Source organism: Streptomyces sp. NPDC043427, assembly GCF_056436655.1.
Genome location: NZ_JBWKCC010000005.1, coordinates 101,286 through 116,781, shown reverse-complemented (window position 1 = coordinate 116,781; position 15,496 = coordinate 101,286). Strand labels below are relative to the sequence as shown.

The window sequence follows — 15,496 nt, the reverse complement described above, 5'->3', positions numbered from 1 at the left end:
CTGGAGCGTCCTGCTGCAAGGCGGAGGAGGGCGGCGACGCGATGGGGCCCCTCCCGCGCGAGCGCAGCCGTGCGTGGGGGAGTCGGCAACCGACGACAACGCGGCAGCTGGGCGCGCCAGGCCCCGCGTCAGCGGCATGATCCGCCGGACAGGCCCTGGTCGACCGGGTGGTGGCCCCAGACGTCGGCGGTGTAGACGCGGCTGACCCAGGTGCTCTCGTCGACCTGCACACCGCCCGCACCGATCTCGATGCCGAAGCCGGCCGGTGAGGTCATGTAGAAGGAGAACATCCCGTCGTTGGAGTGCTTGCCGAGGGTGGCCATCAGTTTCACGTCGTGCTCGCGCGTCCGGTCCAGGGCACGGCCGACCTCCTCGGGGGTGGTCACCTCGCACAGGATGTGGTGGGTGCCCTCGTTCCTGTAGGAGCGGACGAAGGCGATGCTGTGGTGTCTCGGGTTGCAGCCGAGGAAGTGGAAGGTGCCCCAGGGGTAGTCGGCGGTGTCGCTGAGCCGGAAGCCCAGGACGTCGCAGTACAGGTCGAGGGCCTCCTGCACGTGCGGGGTCTTCAGCACGACGTGGCCGAGGCCCTGGTCGCCCGTCACGAAGTCCACGCCCAGCGGTGAGACGAACTGGCTCTCGGCGAGGCGGCGGCCGCAGAACAGTTCGGTGCGGATGCCGACGGGGCCGGTGAAGTGCACCATCCGGGCCACCTGGCGCTCGCGGCACTCCTCCTCGGTGCCGACGGTGACGTCGACGCCCGCCTCTTTCAGGCGCACCGTCGCCTCGTCGATCGCCGACGCGTCGCGCACCTCCCAGCCGATGACCGTCACGCCGCCCTTCGGTGCCTCGGTGAGCCACATGCGGAAGGGGTGCTGGTCCATGCGCAGGCGATAGCGGACGGGGGCTGTGGGCCCGGGCGGGTCCACCGGCTCGACCGGCTCGACCGCGAGGCCTATCACGCTCCGGGCGTACTGCGCCCACGCTGCCGGATCGGGGGTTCCGATCCCTACGTAACCAAGGCTCTGGATCGTCATGACGACGAAGATATTTGTTAGACCCTTGACGGTCAAGGGTCATACGAATACGTTGACGTCATCGAGCCGAGGAGGTCTCCGATGCCGGAGAAAGCCCGGGTACGGCCCGTCGACGAGGCCGACCTGCAGGAGAAGACACTGGCGTCGCTGGCGCCGTACCGCGACCAGGACGGCCGGATCTACACGATCTGGGCGACGCTTGCGCACCACGAGGACGCGCTGCGCCGCTTCCTGGTCTTCAGCAACCACGTGCTGGGCAAGAACACCCTGCCGCCGAGGTCGAGGGAGCTGATGATCCTGCGGATCGCGGCCCGGGCGCAGGCCGCGTACGAGTGGGACCAGCACGTGCGGATCGCCCGCCGCGCCGGTCTCGACGACGACACGATCCTCGCCGCCGCGACCGGCGCGTGGGACGGGCTGGACGAGCTCGACCAGGACCTGCTCGCCGCCACCGACTCGCTGGTCGAACACCAGGGTGTCGACGACGAGCTGTTCGGCCGGCTGGAGTCGCGGCTGGGCGTCGAACAGATCATCGACGTCCTCTACACCGTCGGCCAGTACCTCACCATCGCCACCGTCATCAACACCCTCGGGGTCAGGACGGACGGCGACCTCGCACTGCCCCTCCCCCGACCCGTCCATCTCAAGGAAGTGCCCGCATGAAGCTCGCCAACCTCGCCGGCCGGCCCGTCGTCGTGCGCGACGACCGCGTCCTCGACATCGCGGACGCCAGCAAGGGAGCGATCGAGCCGCGCCTGGAGGTCCTGTCCGACCTCTCGCTCCACGACGAACTGCGCACCCTCGCCGAGCGCGCCGCGGACGCCGACTGGAAGGCATTCGATCAGCGTGACCTGGGGCGCGTCGCCAAGCCGTACAAGGCGATCGGCGTGGCGCTGAACTACCGGGCGCACGCCGAGGAGTCCAACCTGCCCGTCCCGGACGAGCCGTCGGTCTTCGCCAAGTTCGCCTCGTCCGTGATCGGGCCGTACGACTCCGTCGTGGTGGAGGCCCGGTACGACAAGGTCGACTACGAGGCCGAGCTCGTCGTCGTCATGGGCAGGACCGGCAAGAACATCTCCGAGGCCGACGCCTGGTCCTACGTCTCCGGCGTCACCGCCGGTCAGGACATCAGTGACCGCAAGGAGCAGTGGCGCAAACCGATCAACCAGTTCACGCTGCCGAAGTCGTACGACACCTTCAGCCCGATCGGCCCGTACCTGGTGACGGTCGACGAGTTCGAGGACCCGGACGACATCGAGGTGGCCGGCTGGGTCGACGACCTGGAGGTGCAGCGGGGCCGCACCTCGGACCTCATCTTCAGCGTGCCCCAGCTGATCGCCTGGCTGTCGAAGCGGGTGACGTTCGAGCCGGGCGACCTGATCTTCACCGGGACGCCCGCCGGTTGCGGGGTCCGCCGTACTCCGCGGCTGTACCTGAGCGAGGGTAAGGTCCTGCGGACCGAGGTCACGGGCGTGGGAACTATGGTCAACCCGGTCGTCGCCGGCTGACACCGGTACGGCCGGACCAGGAAGGGTGGGACATCGTGACGGACACCGTGCGCGAACCGGAGGCCACGGGCGCGAGCCGGACCCGGGAGTTCTCGGAGCTGCTGCGCCACCACCACCGCGAGCTGGGCACGACCGACCCCAGGGACCTCGACGCGATCGAGATGGTCACGGACCTCACCCGCCTCGAAGCCCGGCTGACGAAGGACTTCGAGAAGCACGTCCACCGGCCACTGGGCCTGACCTGGGCGGGCTTCCGGATCCTGAACGCCCTGTGGGTGTACGGACCGCTCGCCCAGCAGGACATCGGACGGGTCTCCGGGTCGACGCGGGCGAGCATCTCCAGCGCGCTGGCGACCCTGGAGAGCCGCGGTCTGGTCACCCGTGAACGTGTGGAGTCCGACCGCCGCCAGCTGACGGTCGAGCTCACCCCCGAAGGCACTGAGACGCTGCGCCGGGCCATCGAGGCGCAGACGAAGCGGGAGCGGGCCTGGACCGGCGTCCTGCGTGACGACCAGCTCAGTGAGCTGGTGCATCTGCTGCGTACTCTGGTCAACCAGGAGACCCCGGCCGAGGACTGATCACCGGCCGCCTCTCCCCCTGAGCGCCGGTCGGCGCACCTCACGCATGAGCGCCGGTCGCCGACATCCCGAACATCGTCAGAACTTTTACCGTCAGATCTCTAACCAATTTTCCCAAGGCGCTTTAGCGTTCAGCCACCCTCGACCTGACGCCCCCGCCGTCGGTTCCCCCAAAGGAGATGAGTCATGGTCCGTCGTGTCGTCACCGGTGTCAGCCCGAGCGGCAAGCCCGTGATCGTCAGTGACGGCGAGCCGCCCCGCACCCTTCAGTTCACCCACACGCCCGGCTTCGCCCGGTCCGTGGTGTGGAACACGACGGCGCCCGCCACCCCGTCGGCCGACCCGACGGAGTCCCTGAAGAACTTCGTGCCCGCCCCCGGCGAGACGGTGGCGCTGACCGTCACCTTCCCGCCGGGCAGCGTCTACGCCGACCCGGACTACAACCCCGCCGCCGCGGCGGCCGAGCAGCTGGAGGCCTCCCCCGGCCTCGCTGAACTCTTCGAGCCGGACAACCCCGGCATGCACACCACCCCCACCGTCGACTACGGAGTGGTCCTGACCGGCGAGATCGTGCTCGACCTCGACGGCGGCGAGACGGCGGTGCTCAAGCCCGGCGACATCGTCGTGCAGAACGCCACCCGGCACGCCTGGCGCAACAACGGCACCGAGCCCGCCACGATGTTCTTCGTCCTGATGGGCGCGGGCGGCACCTCATGAGCCCCCTGACCACCGCGGCGCCCGGCGCCCCCGTGGTCGACCTCGACCTCGCCGAACTGCGCCGCGACCCCTACCCCGCCTACGCGGAGCTGCGCCGCACCGCTCCGCTGGCCTGGGTCCCCTCGGTCGGTCGGCACCTGCTGACCCGCTACGACGACATCGTCCACGCGGAGAAGCTGCCTGAGGTGTTCTCCTCCCGCGAGGAGGGCTCGCTGCTGCTGCGGACCGTCGGCCCGAACATGCTGCGCGAGGACGACCCTGAGCACCGGCGGCTGCGGGCCGCGGCCGAGCCGCCCACCCGGCCCCGCCAGGTGCGCGACCTGTGGGCCGGAGCCTTCGAGCGCACCGCGCACGAGCTGCTCGACCGGATCGCCGACCGCGGCGAGGCCGACCTGATCGCCGACTTCGCCGAGCCGCTCGCCGCCGCCAACCTGGCCCTGGTCCTGGGCCTGCGCAACACGAGCGCCGACGACGTCGCCGACTGGTCGCGGGCCATGATGGCCGGGAACAGCAACTACGCCGACGACCCCGACATCTGGCTGCGCGCCGAGCGGGCCACCCGGGCGATCGAGGATGCGGTGGCCGAGATGGCCGAGGCCGCCCTGCGCGAGCCCGACGGCTCGGTCATCTCCTCGATGGTCAACGCCCCGGAGCCGGTGGCGCTCACCGAGATCCAGAACAACGTCAAGGTCATCATCGGGGGCGGTGTCAACGAGCCGCGTGACGTCTTCAGCGTCGGAGCCTGGGCGCTGCTGCGCCGCCCCGAGGTCCTCGACCGGGTGGCGAAGGACCCGGCGCTGTGGAAGCGGGTGTTCGAGGAGACGGCACGCTGGATCTCGCCGATCGGCATGTATCCGCGCCAGCTCACGCAGGACTACGAGATCGCCGGGGTGACCCTGCCCGCCGGCAGCCGCGTGGCCCTGGTGATCGCCTCGGGGAACCGGGACGACTCGGTCTTCGAGCGGGCCGACGAGTTCGACGTCGACCGCCCCCACCGCCCCCACCTCGCCTTCGGCGGCGGCCCGCACTTCTGCATGGGCGCGTGGGTCGCGCGCCACGAGGTCAGCGCGATCGCCTGGCCCCTCGTCTTCAGCCGCCTCAAGGGACTCCGTCTCGCCCATGACCCGGAGGACCGCGTGGAGGGCTGGGTGTTCCGAGGACTCACCTCGCTGCACGTCACCTGGCAAGCAGCCTGAGCCGCTCCCACCGGGAGGACTTCATGCCAACCGTCATCTTCCAGTTGCCCGACGGGAGCGAACACAAGGTCACGGCCGCGTCGGGGACGGTGCTGATGCAGGCGGCCGTGTCCAACGGCGTCGCGGGCATCGTCGCGGAGTGCGGCGGCAACGCCGCCTGCGCCACCTGCCACGTCTACGTCGACGCCCGGCAGAGCGACCTCGCGGGGCCGCCGAACGACGTCGAGGACGAGATGCTGGACTTCACCGCCGCCGAACGCCGGCCGACCAGTCGGCTCAGCTGCCAGATCCAGCTCTCCGACGGGCTGGACGGCCTGGTCGTGCACGTGCCCGAGGAGCAGGTATGACGAGCAAGGCGGGCGTGGTCGTGGTCGGCGGCGGACAGGCCGGCTTCAGCGTCGTGTCGGCCCTGCGCGGGGCGGGCCACGACGGCCCGGTCACCGTCTTCACCGACGAGCCCCACCTGCCGTACCAGCGCCCACCGCTGTCCAAGAAGGCCCACACCGAGCCGGACGGCGTCCGCGTGGAGCTGGTGCCGGATTCCTTCTACCGTGAGCGGGACATCGACCTGCGCCTCGGCGAGTACGTGGTCGCGCTCGACCCCGCCGCCCGTACGGTCCTCACCTCCACGGGCACGAGTGTCCCGTACAGCCACCTCGTCCTGGCGACCGGCGCGCGCAACCGCCCGCTGCCCGTCCCCGGCGCCGAGCTGACCGGCGTGCACGCCCTGCGCTCCCTCGACGACGCCCTGGCCGTCGGCCGGGCGCTGACGACGGCCCGGGAAGTGGTCGTCGTGGGCGGCGGGTTCATCGGCCTCGAACTCGCCCAGGTCGCCGCCGCGCGCGGCACCCACGTCACCGTCGTCGAGCTGGCCGACGGGCTCCTGAGTCGGGCCGTCTCACCACAGCTCCAGGAGCATCTGCGGGACCGCCACGAACGCAGCGGGGTCCGCGTCCTGACCGGGACGGCCGTCCGGGCGATCGAGGGCACGCGGGGCCGGGTGCGCCGGGTCGTCACGGACCACGGCACGCTCCCCGCCGACCTCGTGGTCTACGGCATCGGTGCCTCCCCCCGGGACGAGCTGGCGCGGGACGCCGGCCTGGCCGTGGACGACGGAGTGATCGTGGACGAGCAGCTCCGGTCGGTCAGCGACCCGCGGATCTCCGCCGTCGGCGACTGCGCCCGCCATCCCCACCCGCACGCGGACGGGCTGGTGCGCCTGGAGTCCGTGCAGAACGCCACCGACCAGGGTGCGCTGGTGGGCCGTCGCATCGGCGGTGCGGTCACGCCGTCGGCGTACACGAGCCTGCCGTGGTTCTGGAGCGACCAGGGTGACATCAAGTTGCAGATCGCCGGACTGCGCGCCCCTTCCGACACCGTGCGCCTGGTGACGGGCGGCTCCCCGGAACGGCTCGCCGCGTACGCCTTCCGCGCCGACCGGCTGGTGGCTGTGGAGACGCTGAACTGGCCCGCGGAGCACCTGGCCGCCCGGCGTCTGCTGGAGCGGGACACGCCGGTACGGGCCGTGGACCTCGCGGGCTCGACCCTCGGCGCGCTCGCCCGCGCCAGACGCAAGGCGGAGGTGCGGGCATGAGCGCGACCTCCTGGTTCGGGGCCCATCTGGTGACCAGTGCGGCCGAGGCGGGATCCCGTCCCGCCCTGGTCTTCACCGACCGGTCCTGGACCTATGCCGAGCTGGACCTGGCCGTCCGCCGTACCGTCGCCCGCCTGGAGAAGTCCGGGGTGTGCCGGGGCGACCGGGTGGTGATGCAGGGGGCGGCCCGCCCCGAGGCGCTGATCACGCTGTTCGCGGTGACCCGGATGGGAGCCGTCCTGGTCCCCGTCCATCCGCAGGTGACGGCCGGCGAACTGGCCGTCCTCTGCGCGGAGACCTCGCCGTGCGCCGTCGTCGCCGACGAGCACTTCCCGGGCGCGGACGAGGTGCCGGGTGTGCGCCTGACCTGGGACGACCTGCGCGGGGAGGAAGCGGTCGACGGGCTCGACCTCGAACCGCCGGCCGACTCCGACACCGCGATCATCGCATTCACGTCGGGCACCTCCGGCCGTCCCAAGGGCGTCGCGCTGACCCACGCCAACCTGCACTGGAGCATGGTGGGCGGGCTGTCCCGGCTGCCCGTCGGCGAGGACGACGTCGCCCTCGTGTCGACGCCGCTGGCCCACGTCGCCGTACTGGGCGGACTCCCGCAGTACACCTGGGCGCGGCGCGGGACCGTCGTCCTGGCGCCGAGGTTCGACCCGGATCTGTTCCTGGACCTCGTCCGGGTCCACCGGGTGACCTGTGCCTTCGCGGTCCCCGCCATGACGGCGCTGCTGACCCGGCATCCCCGCTTCGGCGCCGGCGAGCCGCGCACCCTGCGGTGGATCCTCTCCGGCGGCTCGCCGGCCCAGACGGCGACGCGGGCGCTGCTCCACGGGCACGGCATCGGGGTGGTCAACTCCTACGGTCTGACGGAGACCAGCGCCGGGGTGACGTACTCGGCGGCGGACGTGCCCGACTCCGCCGACGCGGAAGAGCCGGCCACCTCGGCGGGCCCGCCGGTGCCGGACGTCGAGCTGCGGATCGTGGACGAGACGGGCGCGGCCGCCCCGGACGGTGCCCCCGGCGAGATCTGGGTCCGGGGTCCGTCCGTCGCCTCCGCGTACTGGACCGCCGTAGGGCCGCGGCCCGCCACCGACCCCGACGGCTGGTTCCACAGCGGCGACCGGGGACGGATCGACCCGCGGGGACGGCTGGAGGTCGTCGGACGGGTCAAGGACACGATCATCACCGGCGGCGAGAACGTCGACCCCGCCGAGGTCGAGAACGCGCTGGCCGACCTCCCGGCCGTCGTCGAGGTCGCCGTGTCCGGGGCGCCGCACCCGGTCTGGGGCGAGGTCGTGACCGCGTTCATGGTCACGGAGACCGGCGCCCCGGCCCTGGATCTGGACGCCATCCGCGCCCACCTCGACGGCAGGCTCGCCCGGCACAAGTGGCCACGGCGGCTGTGTGTCGTACCGGCCCTGCCGCGCGGGGCGACGGGCAAGCTCCAGCGGGCCCGGCTGTCGAACCTGCTCGACGACTGACCCTACCCCCACCCACGTTTTTCTCTCCCCCCACGCGTCCGAGACGGCCGTCGGCACCCCCGGCGTCGTTTCCACCACCCACCCCCAAGGAGAGGCCATGAGTGCGACCATGCGAGCCGCGCGGATGCACCACGTCGGCGAGCCGATGAAGCTCGAGGATCTGCCCGTTCCCGAGCCGGGCCCCGGCGACGTCCGTGTGGCCGTGCACGCCGTCAACATCGTCCCGAACCTCGCCAACATCCTGAACATGTGGACGACCTGGTTCCCGCACAGCCCGCTGCCCACCCTCCCCGCGATCTTCGGCCTGGACCCGGCGGGCGTCGTCGAGGCCGTCGGCGAGGGCGTCCAGGCGTTCAAGCCGGGAGACCGGGTGTACGTCAACCCGGGCCGTTCCTGCGGGTCGTGCCGGTCGTGTCGCAACAACGACTCGATCAACTGCGCCAGCTACGCCTTCGCCGGGTACTTCGGTTTCTCTCCGACCGCGATCGACCTGCTCGACCGCTACCAGGGTGGCCTCGCCGAGTACATGGTGGCGCCCGCCTACTCCCTGGTGCGGCTCCCCGACAACCTGTCCTTCGAGGCGGCCGCCCGCTTCGGCTACCTCGGCACGATGTACTCCGCGCTGCGCAAGGCGGGCGCGGGACCGGGCAAGACGATCCTGATCAACGGCATCAGCGGCACCCTCGGCATCGGCGCGGCCCTCCTCGCGCCCGCCCTCGGTCTGACCCACGTCTACGGCACCGGCCGCGACCAGGGCCTGCTGGACCAGGTCGGCAAACTGGCGGGCGGCCGGCTGAACCTGCGCTCCCTCGACGACGGCCCGCTCGACGACTGGATCCGCGACGAGACGGACGGCTACGGCGCCGACATCTACATCGACGCGCTCGGCCCGGGCGCACCGCACGAGACCTTCCTGGCCGGCATGCGGGCGATGGCGCGCGGCGGCATCGCGGTGAACATCGGCGCCGTCGCCGGTGACCTGCCCATCGACATCCACCGGATGATGGACCAGCAGCTGCGGCTCATCGGATCGGCGTGGTTCACCTCCGGTGAGGGCCAGGCCATGGCCGACCTGGTGGAGGCGGGACTGCTCGACCTCGGCCCGCTGGAACACCAGGTGTTCCCGCTGGAGCAGGTCAACGAGGCCATCGGCGGAATCGCCCGACGCAACGGCGGCTTCAGCAACTTCATCATCAGCCCGACGGCCACGGCCTGACCACCCCCCTGTTTGGAGACCCAGATGCACGCTCAGCACGCCGGGCGACCGGCCGATCCCCTCGACCTCCTCGAACTCGACAGCCTGCTCACCCCGGACGAGCGGGCCGTGCGCGACGCCGTCCGCACCTTCTGCGACCGGCGCGTGGAACCGCATATCGCGGAATGGTTCGAGCGGGGGGAGATCGAGGACATCCGCGGGCTCACCAAGGAACTCGGGGAGCTCGGCCTGCTGGGCATGCACCTGGAGGGCTACGGCTGCGCGGGGATGAGCGCCGTCGACTACGGGCTCGCCTGTCTCGAACTGGAAGCCACGGACTCGGGGTTGCGCTCCCTGGTCTCGGTCCAGGGCTCGCTGGCCATGTACGCGATCCACGCGTTCGGGTCCGAGGAGCAGAAGGAGGAGTGGCTGCCCCGTCTCGCGGCGGGCACCGCCATCGGCTGCTTCGGGCTCACCGAACCCGACTCGGGCTCCGACCCGGGCAGCATGCGCACCGCCGCCAGACGGGACGGTGGGGGCACCTCCCGCTCGAGCGGAGCCGAGAGTGGGGGAGACTGGGTCCTCGACGGGCGCAAGATGTGGATCACCAACGGGTCGGTCGCCGACGTCGCGGTGGTGTGGGCCCGTACCGACGACGGCATCCGTGGCTTCGTCGTCCCGACCGACACCCCCGGCTTCTCGGCGCCCGCGATCAAGCACAAGATGTCGCTGCGGGCGTCGGTGACCAGCGAGCTCGTCCTCGACTCCGTACGGCTGCCGGGATCCGCCGTGCTGCCGAAGGTGCGCGGGCTGCGCGGCCCGCTGTCCTGTCTCAACGAGGCCCGCTACGGCATCGCCTGGGGCGCGATGGGCGCCGCCCGCTCGGCCTTCCGGACGGCCCTGGCCTACGCGGGCGACCGGGTCCAGTTCGGCCGTCCGATCAGCTCCTTCCAGCTGACGCAGGCCAAGCTCACCGACATGTCCCTCGAACTCGACAAGGGCACCCTGCTGGCCTTCCACCTCGGCCGTGTCAAGGACGACCGGGGTCTGCGCCCCGAGCAGGTCAGCTACGGCAAGCTCAACAACACCCGTACCGCGCTGGAGATCTGCCGCACGGCCCGCACGGTCCTCGGCGCGAACGGCATCTCGCTGGAGTACCCGGTCATCCGGCACGCCAACAACCTCGAGTCGATCCTGACGTACGAAGGCACCGTCGAGATGCACACCCTGATGATCGGCCAGGCCCTGACGGGAGAGGCCGCCTTCCGATGAGCGCGGCGGACCCGATTCGCAGGGTGGGAGTCGTCGGCTGCGGCCTGATGGGCGCGGGCATCGCCGAGGTGTGCGCCCGGGCCGGTCTTGACGTCGTCGTCCATGAGGTCAGTGAGGGCGCGGCCACGGCCGGCCGCGCCCGGCTCACCGCCTCGCTGGACCGCGGTGTACGGCGCGGCAAGCTCTCCGGCGCGGAACGTGACGCGGCCCGCGCCCGCGTACGGGTCACCACCGATCTGGCGGACCTGGCCGACCGGGACCTGGTGGTGGAGGCGGCGACCGAGGACGAGCGGGTGAAGGTCGAGCTGTTCGCCACACTCGACAAGGTCGTCGCCCGGGAGGACGCGCTGCTCGCGTCGAACACCTCCTCGCTGCCCATCATGAAGCTGGGTATGGCCACCACCCGGCCCCAGCAGGTGATCGGGGTGCACTTCTTCAACCCGGTCCCGGTGCTGGAGCTCGTGGAGATCGTGCCGTCTCTGCTGACGGGCGCTCAGACCCAGTCCCGCGCGGAGTACTTCGTCACCCGGGTACTCGGCAAGAAGGTGATCCGCGCTCAGGACCGGGCCGGCTTCGTGGTGAACGCCCTCCTGGTGCCCTACCTGCTCTCCGCGATCCGGATGCTGGAGTCCGGCTTCGCCTCCGCGGAGGACATCGACACCGGGATGGTCCTCGGCTGCGCCCACCCCATGGGCCCGCTGAGTCTGGCCGACCTCATCGGCCTGGACACCCTCACCGCCATCGCCGAAGCCATGTACGCCGACTTCAAGGACCCGCTGCACGCCCCGCCACCCCTGCTGCTGCGCATGGTGGAGGCCGGGCTGCTCGGCCGGAAGTCCGGGCGCGGCTTCCACGACTACTCCGAGAAAGGCCACTGACCCATGGCGCAGGAAGTGCGCGGCGTGATCGCACCGGAGAAGGACGAACCGGTACGGGTCGAGACGATCGTGGTCCCCGACCCGGGGCCGGGCGAGGCCGTGGTGAAGATCCAGGCATGCGGCGTCTGCCACACCGACCTGCACTACAAGCAGGGCGGGATCAACGACGAGTTCCCCTTCCTGCTCGGGCATGAGGCGGCCGGGGTGGTGGAGTCGGTCGGCGAGGGCGTCAGCGATGTCGCGCCGGGTGACTTCGTGATCCTGAACTGGCGTGCGGTGTGCGGGCAGTGCCGGGCGTGTCTGCGCGGTCGGCCCTGGTACTGCTTCGACACCCACAACGCCAGGCAGCGGATGACGCTCGCCTCGACGGGCCAGGAGCTGTCCCCGGCTCTCGGGATCGGCGCGTTCGCGGAGAAGACGCTGGTCGCGGCCGGCCAGTGCACGAAGGTCGATGCGTCGGTGACTCCGCAGGTGGCGGGGCTTTTGGGGTGCGGGGTGATGGCCGGCATCGGCGCGGCGATCAACACCGGCGATGTCGGCCGGGGTGACACGGTCGCGGTCATCGGCTGCGGCGGTGTCGGGGACGCGGCGATCGCCGGGTCGAACCTGGCGGGCGCGGCGAGGATCATCGCCGTCGACATCGACGACCACAAGCTGGAGACCGCCCGCACGATGGGGGCCACCCACACGGTCAACTCGCGCGAGACGGACCCGGTGGAGGCGATCCGTGAACTGACCGGCGGGTTCGGCGCGGACGTGGTGATCGAGGCGGTCGGCCGCCCGGAGACCTACAAGCAGGCCTTCTACGCCCGCGACCTGGCGGGCACGGTCGTCCTGGTGGGCGTACCGACTCCCGAGATGAAGCTCGAACTCCCGCTGCTGGACGTGTTCGGCCGCGGCGGCGCCCTGAAGTCGTCCTGGTACGGCGACTGTCTGCCGAGCCGGGACTTCCCGATGCTGATCGACCTGCACCTCCAGGGCCGCCTGGACCTCGGGGCGTTCGTGACCGAGACGATCCAGCTCGACCAGGTGGAGAAGGCGTTCGAGCGGATGCACCACGGCGACGTGCTGCGTTCGGTGGTGGTGCTGTGATCACAAGCGGCCACTGAAGGACGAGCGTGGTCACGGAAAAAGCGCTGGCCTTCGACCGCACTCCATCAGGCAGACTCTCCCCCATGGAGACTGCCGAGTTCGTCGAGGTCCTCGACCAGGAGGGCCAGTGGCTGGCCGCGGCCGCCGCGCAGGCCGGGACCGATGCCAAGGTGCCGACCTGCCCGGAGTGGCAGGTGCGGGATCTGCTGCGCCACACGGGCGCCGTCCACCGTTGGGCGGCGGGGTTCGTCGCCGAGGGCCACACCTCGCCCCGGCCGCTGGGTGACGCCCCGGACGTCGACGGCCCCGAGCTGGTGGCCTGGTACCGGGACAGCCACCGCCATCTCGTGGACACCCTGGCCGCCGCGCCGTCCGACACGGAGTGCTGGGCCTTCCTGCCGGCCCCTTCGCCCCTGGCGTTCTGGGCACGGCGGCAGGCGCACGAGACGGCGGTGCACCGCTACGACGCCGAGTCGGCGCTCGCCGGTCCGCCGCATCCGATCGGCACCGACTTCGCGGTGGACGGTATCGACGAGTTGCTGCGCGGCTTCCACGCCCGGCAGAAGAGCCGGGTCCGCACGGACGAACCCCGGGTGCTGCGGGTGCGCGTCACGGACGCGGACGCGGTGTGGACCGTACGGCTGACGTCCGAGCCGCCTGCCGCCACCCGGGGCGTGTCCGGGGACGCCGAATGCGAACTGTCCGGTCCTGCCGAGCAGTTGTACCTGGCGCTGTGGAACCGGGTGCCGATTCCCACGGTGACGGGCGACGCCTCGCTGGCCGCGTTCTGGCGGGAGACGTCGGCGATCTGACCGAGATCGGCGGGCGGTCAGCCGGTCTGTTCGCCCGCCAGCATCCGGGTCAGCACCGCGCGCTGTACCGGCAGCACCTCGCCGTGCAGCGCACGCCCCTTCCCGGTGAGTGACACGCGGACGCCTCGGCGGTCCTCCGCGCACATCCCGCGCTCGACGAGACCGTCCTTCTCCAGCCGGGCGATCAGCCGGGACAGCGCGCTCTGGCTCAGATGCACGCGCTCGGAGATCTCCTGGACGCGGTAGCTGCTGCACGCGCCGTCCGACGTGGAGCCCTCGGCGAGGACGTCGAGCACCTCGAAGTCGCTGCCGCACAGGCCGTGTTGGTGCAGGGCACGGTCGAGTTCGCAGTGCGTGCGGGCGTGCAGCGACAGGATGTCCCGCCACTGGTCCACGAGCGCCTGCTCGGCCTTCTTCGCCGCCATGGGCGCACCGTAGCAGAAAAGCGACTTTGTTGCATCGGAATTAAATGCGTTTGCATCCAATGCATGCGCATGTAGTGTCTTCCGCATGACCTCTCCGCTCACCACCCCCGCGTCACCGTCCTCGACGGTTCGCTGGACCCCCCGACTGTGGGGCACCCTGCTGGTGCTCTGCGCCGCGATGTTCCTGGACGCGCTGGACGTGTCGATGGTCGGCGTCGCCCTGCCGTCCATCGGCTCCGACCTCGGTCTGTCGACCTCGACGCTGCAATGGATCGTCAGCGGCTACATCCTGGGCTACGGCGGTCTGCTCCTGCTCGGCGGACGCACCGCCGACCTGCTCGGCCGCCGCCAGGTCTTCCTGATCGCGCTCGGCGTCTTCGCGCTGGCCTCGCTGCTCGGCGGGCTCGTCGACTCCGGTCCGCTGCTGATCGCCAGCCGCTTCATCAAGGGCCTGAGCGCGGCCTTCACCGCACCGGCCGGCCTGTCGATCATCACCACCACGTTCCCGGAGGGCCCGCTGCGCAACCGCGCGCTCTCCATCTACACCACCTGCGCGGCCACCGGCTTCTCCATGGGCCTGGTGCTGTCCGGCCTGCTCACCGAGGCCAGCTGGCGCCTGACCATGCTGCTGCCCGCCCCCATCGCCCTGATCGCGCTCGTCGCCGGTCTGAAGCTGCTGCCGCGCAGCGAACGGGAGAAGGACCACAACGGCTACGACGTCCCCGGCGCCATCCTCGGCACCGCCTCGATGCTGCTGCTGGTCTTCACCGTCGTCCAGGCACCGGAGGCCGGCTGGGCGTCGGCCCGCACGCTGCTGTCCTTCCTCGCGGTGGCCGCGCTCCTGACGGTGTTCGTCCTGGTGGAGCGACGCTCGGCGGGACCGCTGATCCGGCTCGGCGTGCTGCGCTCCGGAAGCCAGATCCGCGCGCAGCTCGGCGCGATGGCCTTCTTCGGCTCGTATGTCGGCTTCCAGTTCCTGGCGACGCTCTACATGCAGTCGCTGCTCGGCTGGTCGGCGCTGCACACGGCGCTCGCCTTCCTGCCCGCGGGCGCACTGGTGGCGGTGTCGTCGACGAAGGTGGGCGCGATCGTCGACCGGTTCGGCACCCAGCGGCTGATCGCGGGCGGCTTCGCACTCATGGTCCTCGGGTACGCACTGTTCCTGCGCGTCGACCTCGACCCGGTGTACGCCGCGGTGATCCTGCCGAGCATGCTGCTGATCGGCGCCGCCTGTGCCCTGGTCTTCCCGTCGCTCAACATCCAGGCCACCAACGGCGTCGACGACCACGAGCAGGGCATGGTCTCCGGACTGCTCAACACCTCCGTGCAGGTGGGCGGCGCGATCTTCCTGGCCGTCGTCACGGCGGTGGTGACCGCGGGCGCCCCTTCGGACCCGACCCCGCAGGCCGTCCTCGACAGCTACCGGCCCGGGTTCATGGTCGCCACGGGCATCGCCGTCGCCGGGCTGCTGATCTCCCTCACGGGACTGCGCACCCGTCGCCCGCAGGCCTCCGTGGTGGTCGCCAAGTCCACCCCCCAGGAGGCGGAGCGCGTCGCCGTCGGCGACTGAACGCGACTCGGGGGACGCCTCCCCACCGTGGGGGGGGGGGGGGGGGGGGGGGGGGTGGGGGGGGGGGGGGGGGGGAGGAGGGGGGGGGGAGGGGGGAGGGGAGGGGGGGGGGGAGGGAGGGGGGGGGAGGGGGGA

General features: G+C 71.4%; 16 protein-coding genes. 14 read left to right on the top strand and 2 right to left on the bottom strand.

All coding sequences use genetic code 11. The features are described from left to right. Window positions 1-128 precede the first annotated feature (128 nt). Complete coding sequence (locus AC067M_RS12510) at window positions 129-1,034, bottom strand: VOC family protein (RefSeq protein ID WP_478696983.1); 906 nt, start codon at window positions 1,032-1,034, stop codon at window positions 129-131. A gap of 81 nt (window positions 1,035-1,115) precedes the next feature. Between AC067M_RS12510 and AC067M_RS12505 the strand changes: the two genes are divergently transcribed. From AC067M_RS12505 to AC067M_RS12445, 13 genes are all read left to right on the top strand, one after another. Then, a complete protein-coding gene (locus tag AC067M_RS12505; RefSeq protein WP_478696982.1) occupies window positions 1,116-1,697 on the top strand; it encodes a carboxymuconolactone decarboxylase family protein in 582 nt (193 codons plus the stop codon). Beyond that, on the top strand, window positions 1,694-2,542 hold the full coding sequence (locus AC067M_RS12500; protein ID WP_478696981.1) for a fumarylacetoacetate hydrolase family protein: 849 nt from the start codon (window positions 1,694-1,696) through the stop codon (window positions 2,540-2,542). The genes AC067M_RS12505 and AC067M_RS12500 overlap by 4 nt, the downstream gene beginning before the upstream one ends. 35 nt (window positions 2,543-2,577) lie before the next feature. Next, window positions 2,578-3,120: a MarR family winged helix-turn-helix transcriptional regulator gene (locus AC067M_RS12495; RefSeq protein WP_478696980.1), complete on the top strand. Its 543-nt coding sequence runs from the start codon at window positions 2,578-2,580 to the stop codon at window positions 3,118-3,120. Window positions 3,121-3,306: 186 nt separating this feature from the next. Beyond that, entirely contained in the window at window positions 3,307-3,837 is a 531-nt protein-coding gene (locus tag AC067M_RS12490) for a cupin domain-containing protein (RefSeq protein WP_478696979.1), read from the top strand. Then, window positions 3,834-5,033 (top strand): cytochrome P450, encoded by a 1,200-nt coding sequence (locus AC067M_RS12485; RefSeq protein ID WP_478696978.1) that lies wholly within the window; start codon window positions 3,834-3,836, stop codon window positions 5,031-5,033. Before AC067M_RS12490 ends, AC067M_RS12485 begins: the two co-directional genes overlap by 4 nt. A 23-nt stretch (window positions 5,034-5,056) precedes the next feature. Then, on the top strand, window positions 5,057-5,380 hold the full coding sequence (locus AC067M_RS12480) for a 2Fe-2S iron-sulfur cluster-binding protein (protein WP_478696977.1): 324 nt from the start codon (window positions 5,057-5,059) through the stop codon (window positions 5,378-5,380). Further along, entirely contained in the window at window positions 5,377-6,627 is a 1,251-nt protein-coding gene (locus tag AC067M_RS12475; protein WP_478696976.1) for an NAD(P)/FAD-dependent oxidoreductase, read from the top strand. Before AC067M_RS12480 ends, AC067M_RS12475 begins: the two co-directional genes overlap by 4 nt. After that, entirely contained in the window at window positions 6,624-8,117 is a 1,494-nt protein-coding gene (locus AC067M_RS12470; RefSeq protein ID WP_478696975.1) for a class I adenylate-forming enzyme family protein, read from the top strand. The genes AC067M_RS12475 and AC067M_RS12470 overlap by 4 nt, the downstream gene beginning before the upstream one ends. Window positions 8,118-8,214: 97 nt before the next feature. After that, window positions 8,215-9,333: an alcohol dehydrogenase catalytic domain-containing protein gene (locus AC067M_RS12465; RefSeq protein WP_478696974.1), complete on the top strand. Its 1,119-nt coding sequence runs from the start codon at window positions 8,215-8,217 to the stop codon at window positions 9,331-9,333. A gap of 24 nt (window positions 9,334-9,357) precedes the next feature. Beyond that, window positions 9,358-10,584 carry an acyl-CoA dehydrogenase family protein gene (locus AC067M_RS12460; protein ID WP_478696973.1) on the top strand — a complete coding sequence of 409 codons (1,227 nt, stop codon included), beginning with the start codon at window positions 9,358-9,360 and terminating at the stop codon, window positions 10,582-10,584. After that, window positions 10,581-11,462 (top strand): 3-hydroxybutyryl-CoA dehydrogenase, encoded by an 882-nt coding sequence (locus tag AC067M_RS12455; RefSeq protein ID WP_478696972.1) that lies wholly within the window; start codon window positions 10,581-10,583, stop codon window positions 11,460-11,462. Before AC067M_RS12460 ends, AC067M_RS12455 begins: the two co-directional genes overlap by 4 nt. Window positions 11,463-11,465: 3 nt before the next feature. Further along, entirely contained in the window at window positions 11,466-12,554 is a 1,089-nt protein-coding gene (locus AC067M_RS12450) for an S-(hydroxymethyl)mycothiol dehydrogenase (protein ID WP_478696971.1), read from the top strand. Window positions 12,555-12,637: 83 nt separating this feature from the next. After that, window positions 12,638-13,366, top strand: a complete 729-nt coding sequence (locus AC067M_RS12445) for a maleylpyruvate isomerase family mycothiol-dependent enzyme (protein ID WP_478696970.1) — start codon at window positions 12,638-12,640, stop codon at window positions 13,364-13,366. Between the two features lie 17 nt (window positions 13,367-13,383). Here AC067M_RS12445 and AC067M_RS12440 read toward each other — a convergent pair whose 3' ends face one another. Further along, window positions 13,384-13,791 carry a MarR family winged helix-turn-helix transcriptional regulator gene (locus AC067M_RS12440; RefSeq protein WP_478696969.1) on the bottom strand — a complete coding sequence of 136 codons (408 nt, stop codon included), beginning with the start codon at window positions 13,789-13,791 and terminating at the stop codon, window positions 13,384-13,386. 85 nt (window positions 13,792-13,876) lie between these two features. Between AC067M_RS12440 and AC067M_RS12435 the strand changes: the two genes are divergently transcribed. Beyond that, entirely contained in the window at window positions 13,877-15,361 is a 1,485-nt protein-coding gene (locus AC067M_RS12435) for an MFS transporter (protein ID WP_478696968.1), read from the top strand. Window positions 15,362-15,496 lie beyond the last annotated feature (135 nt).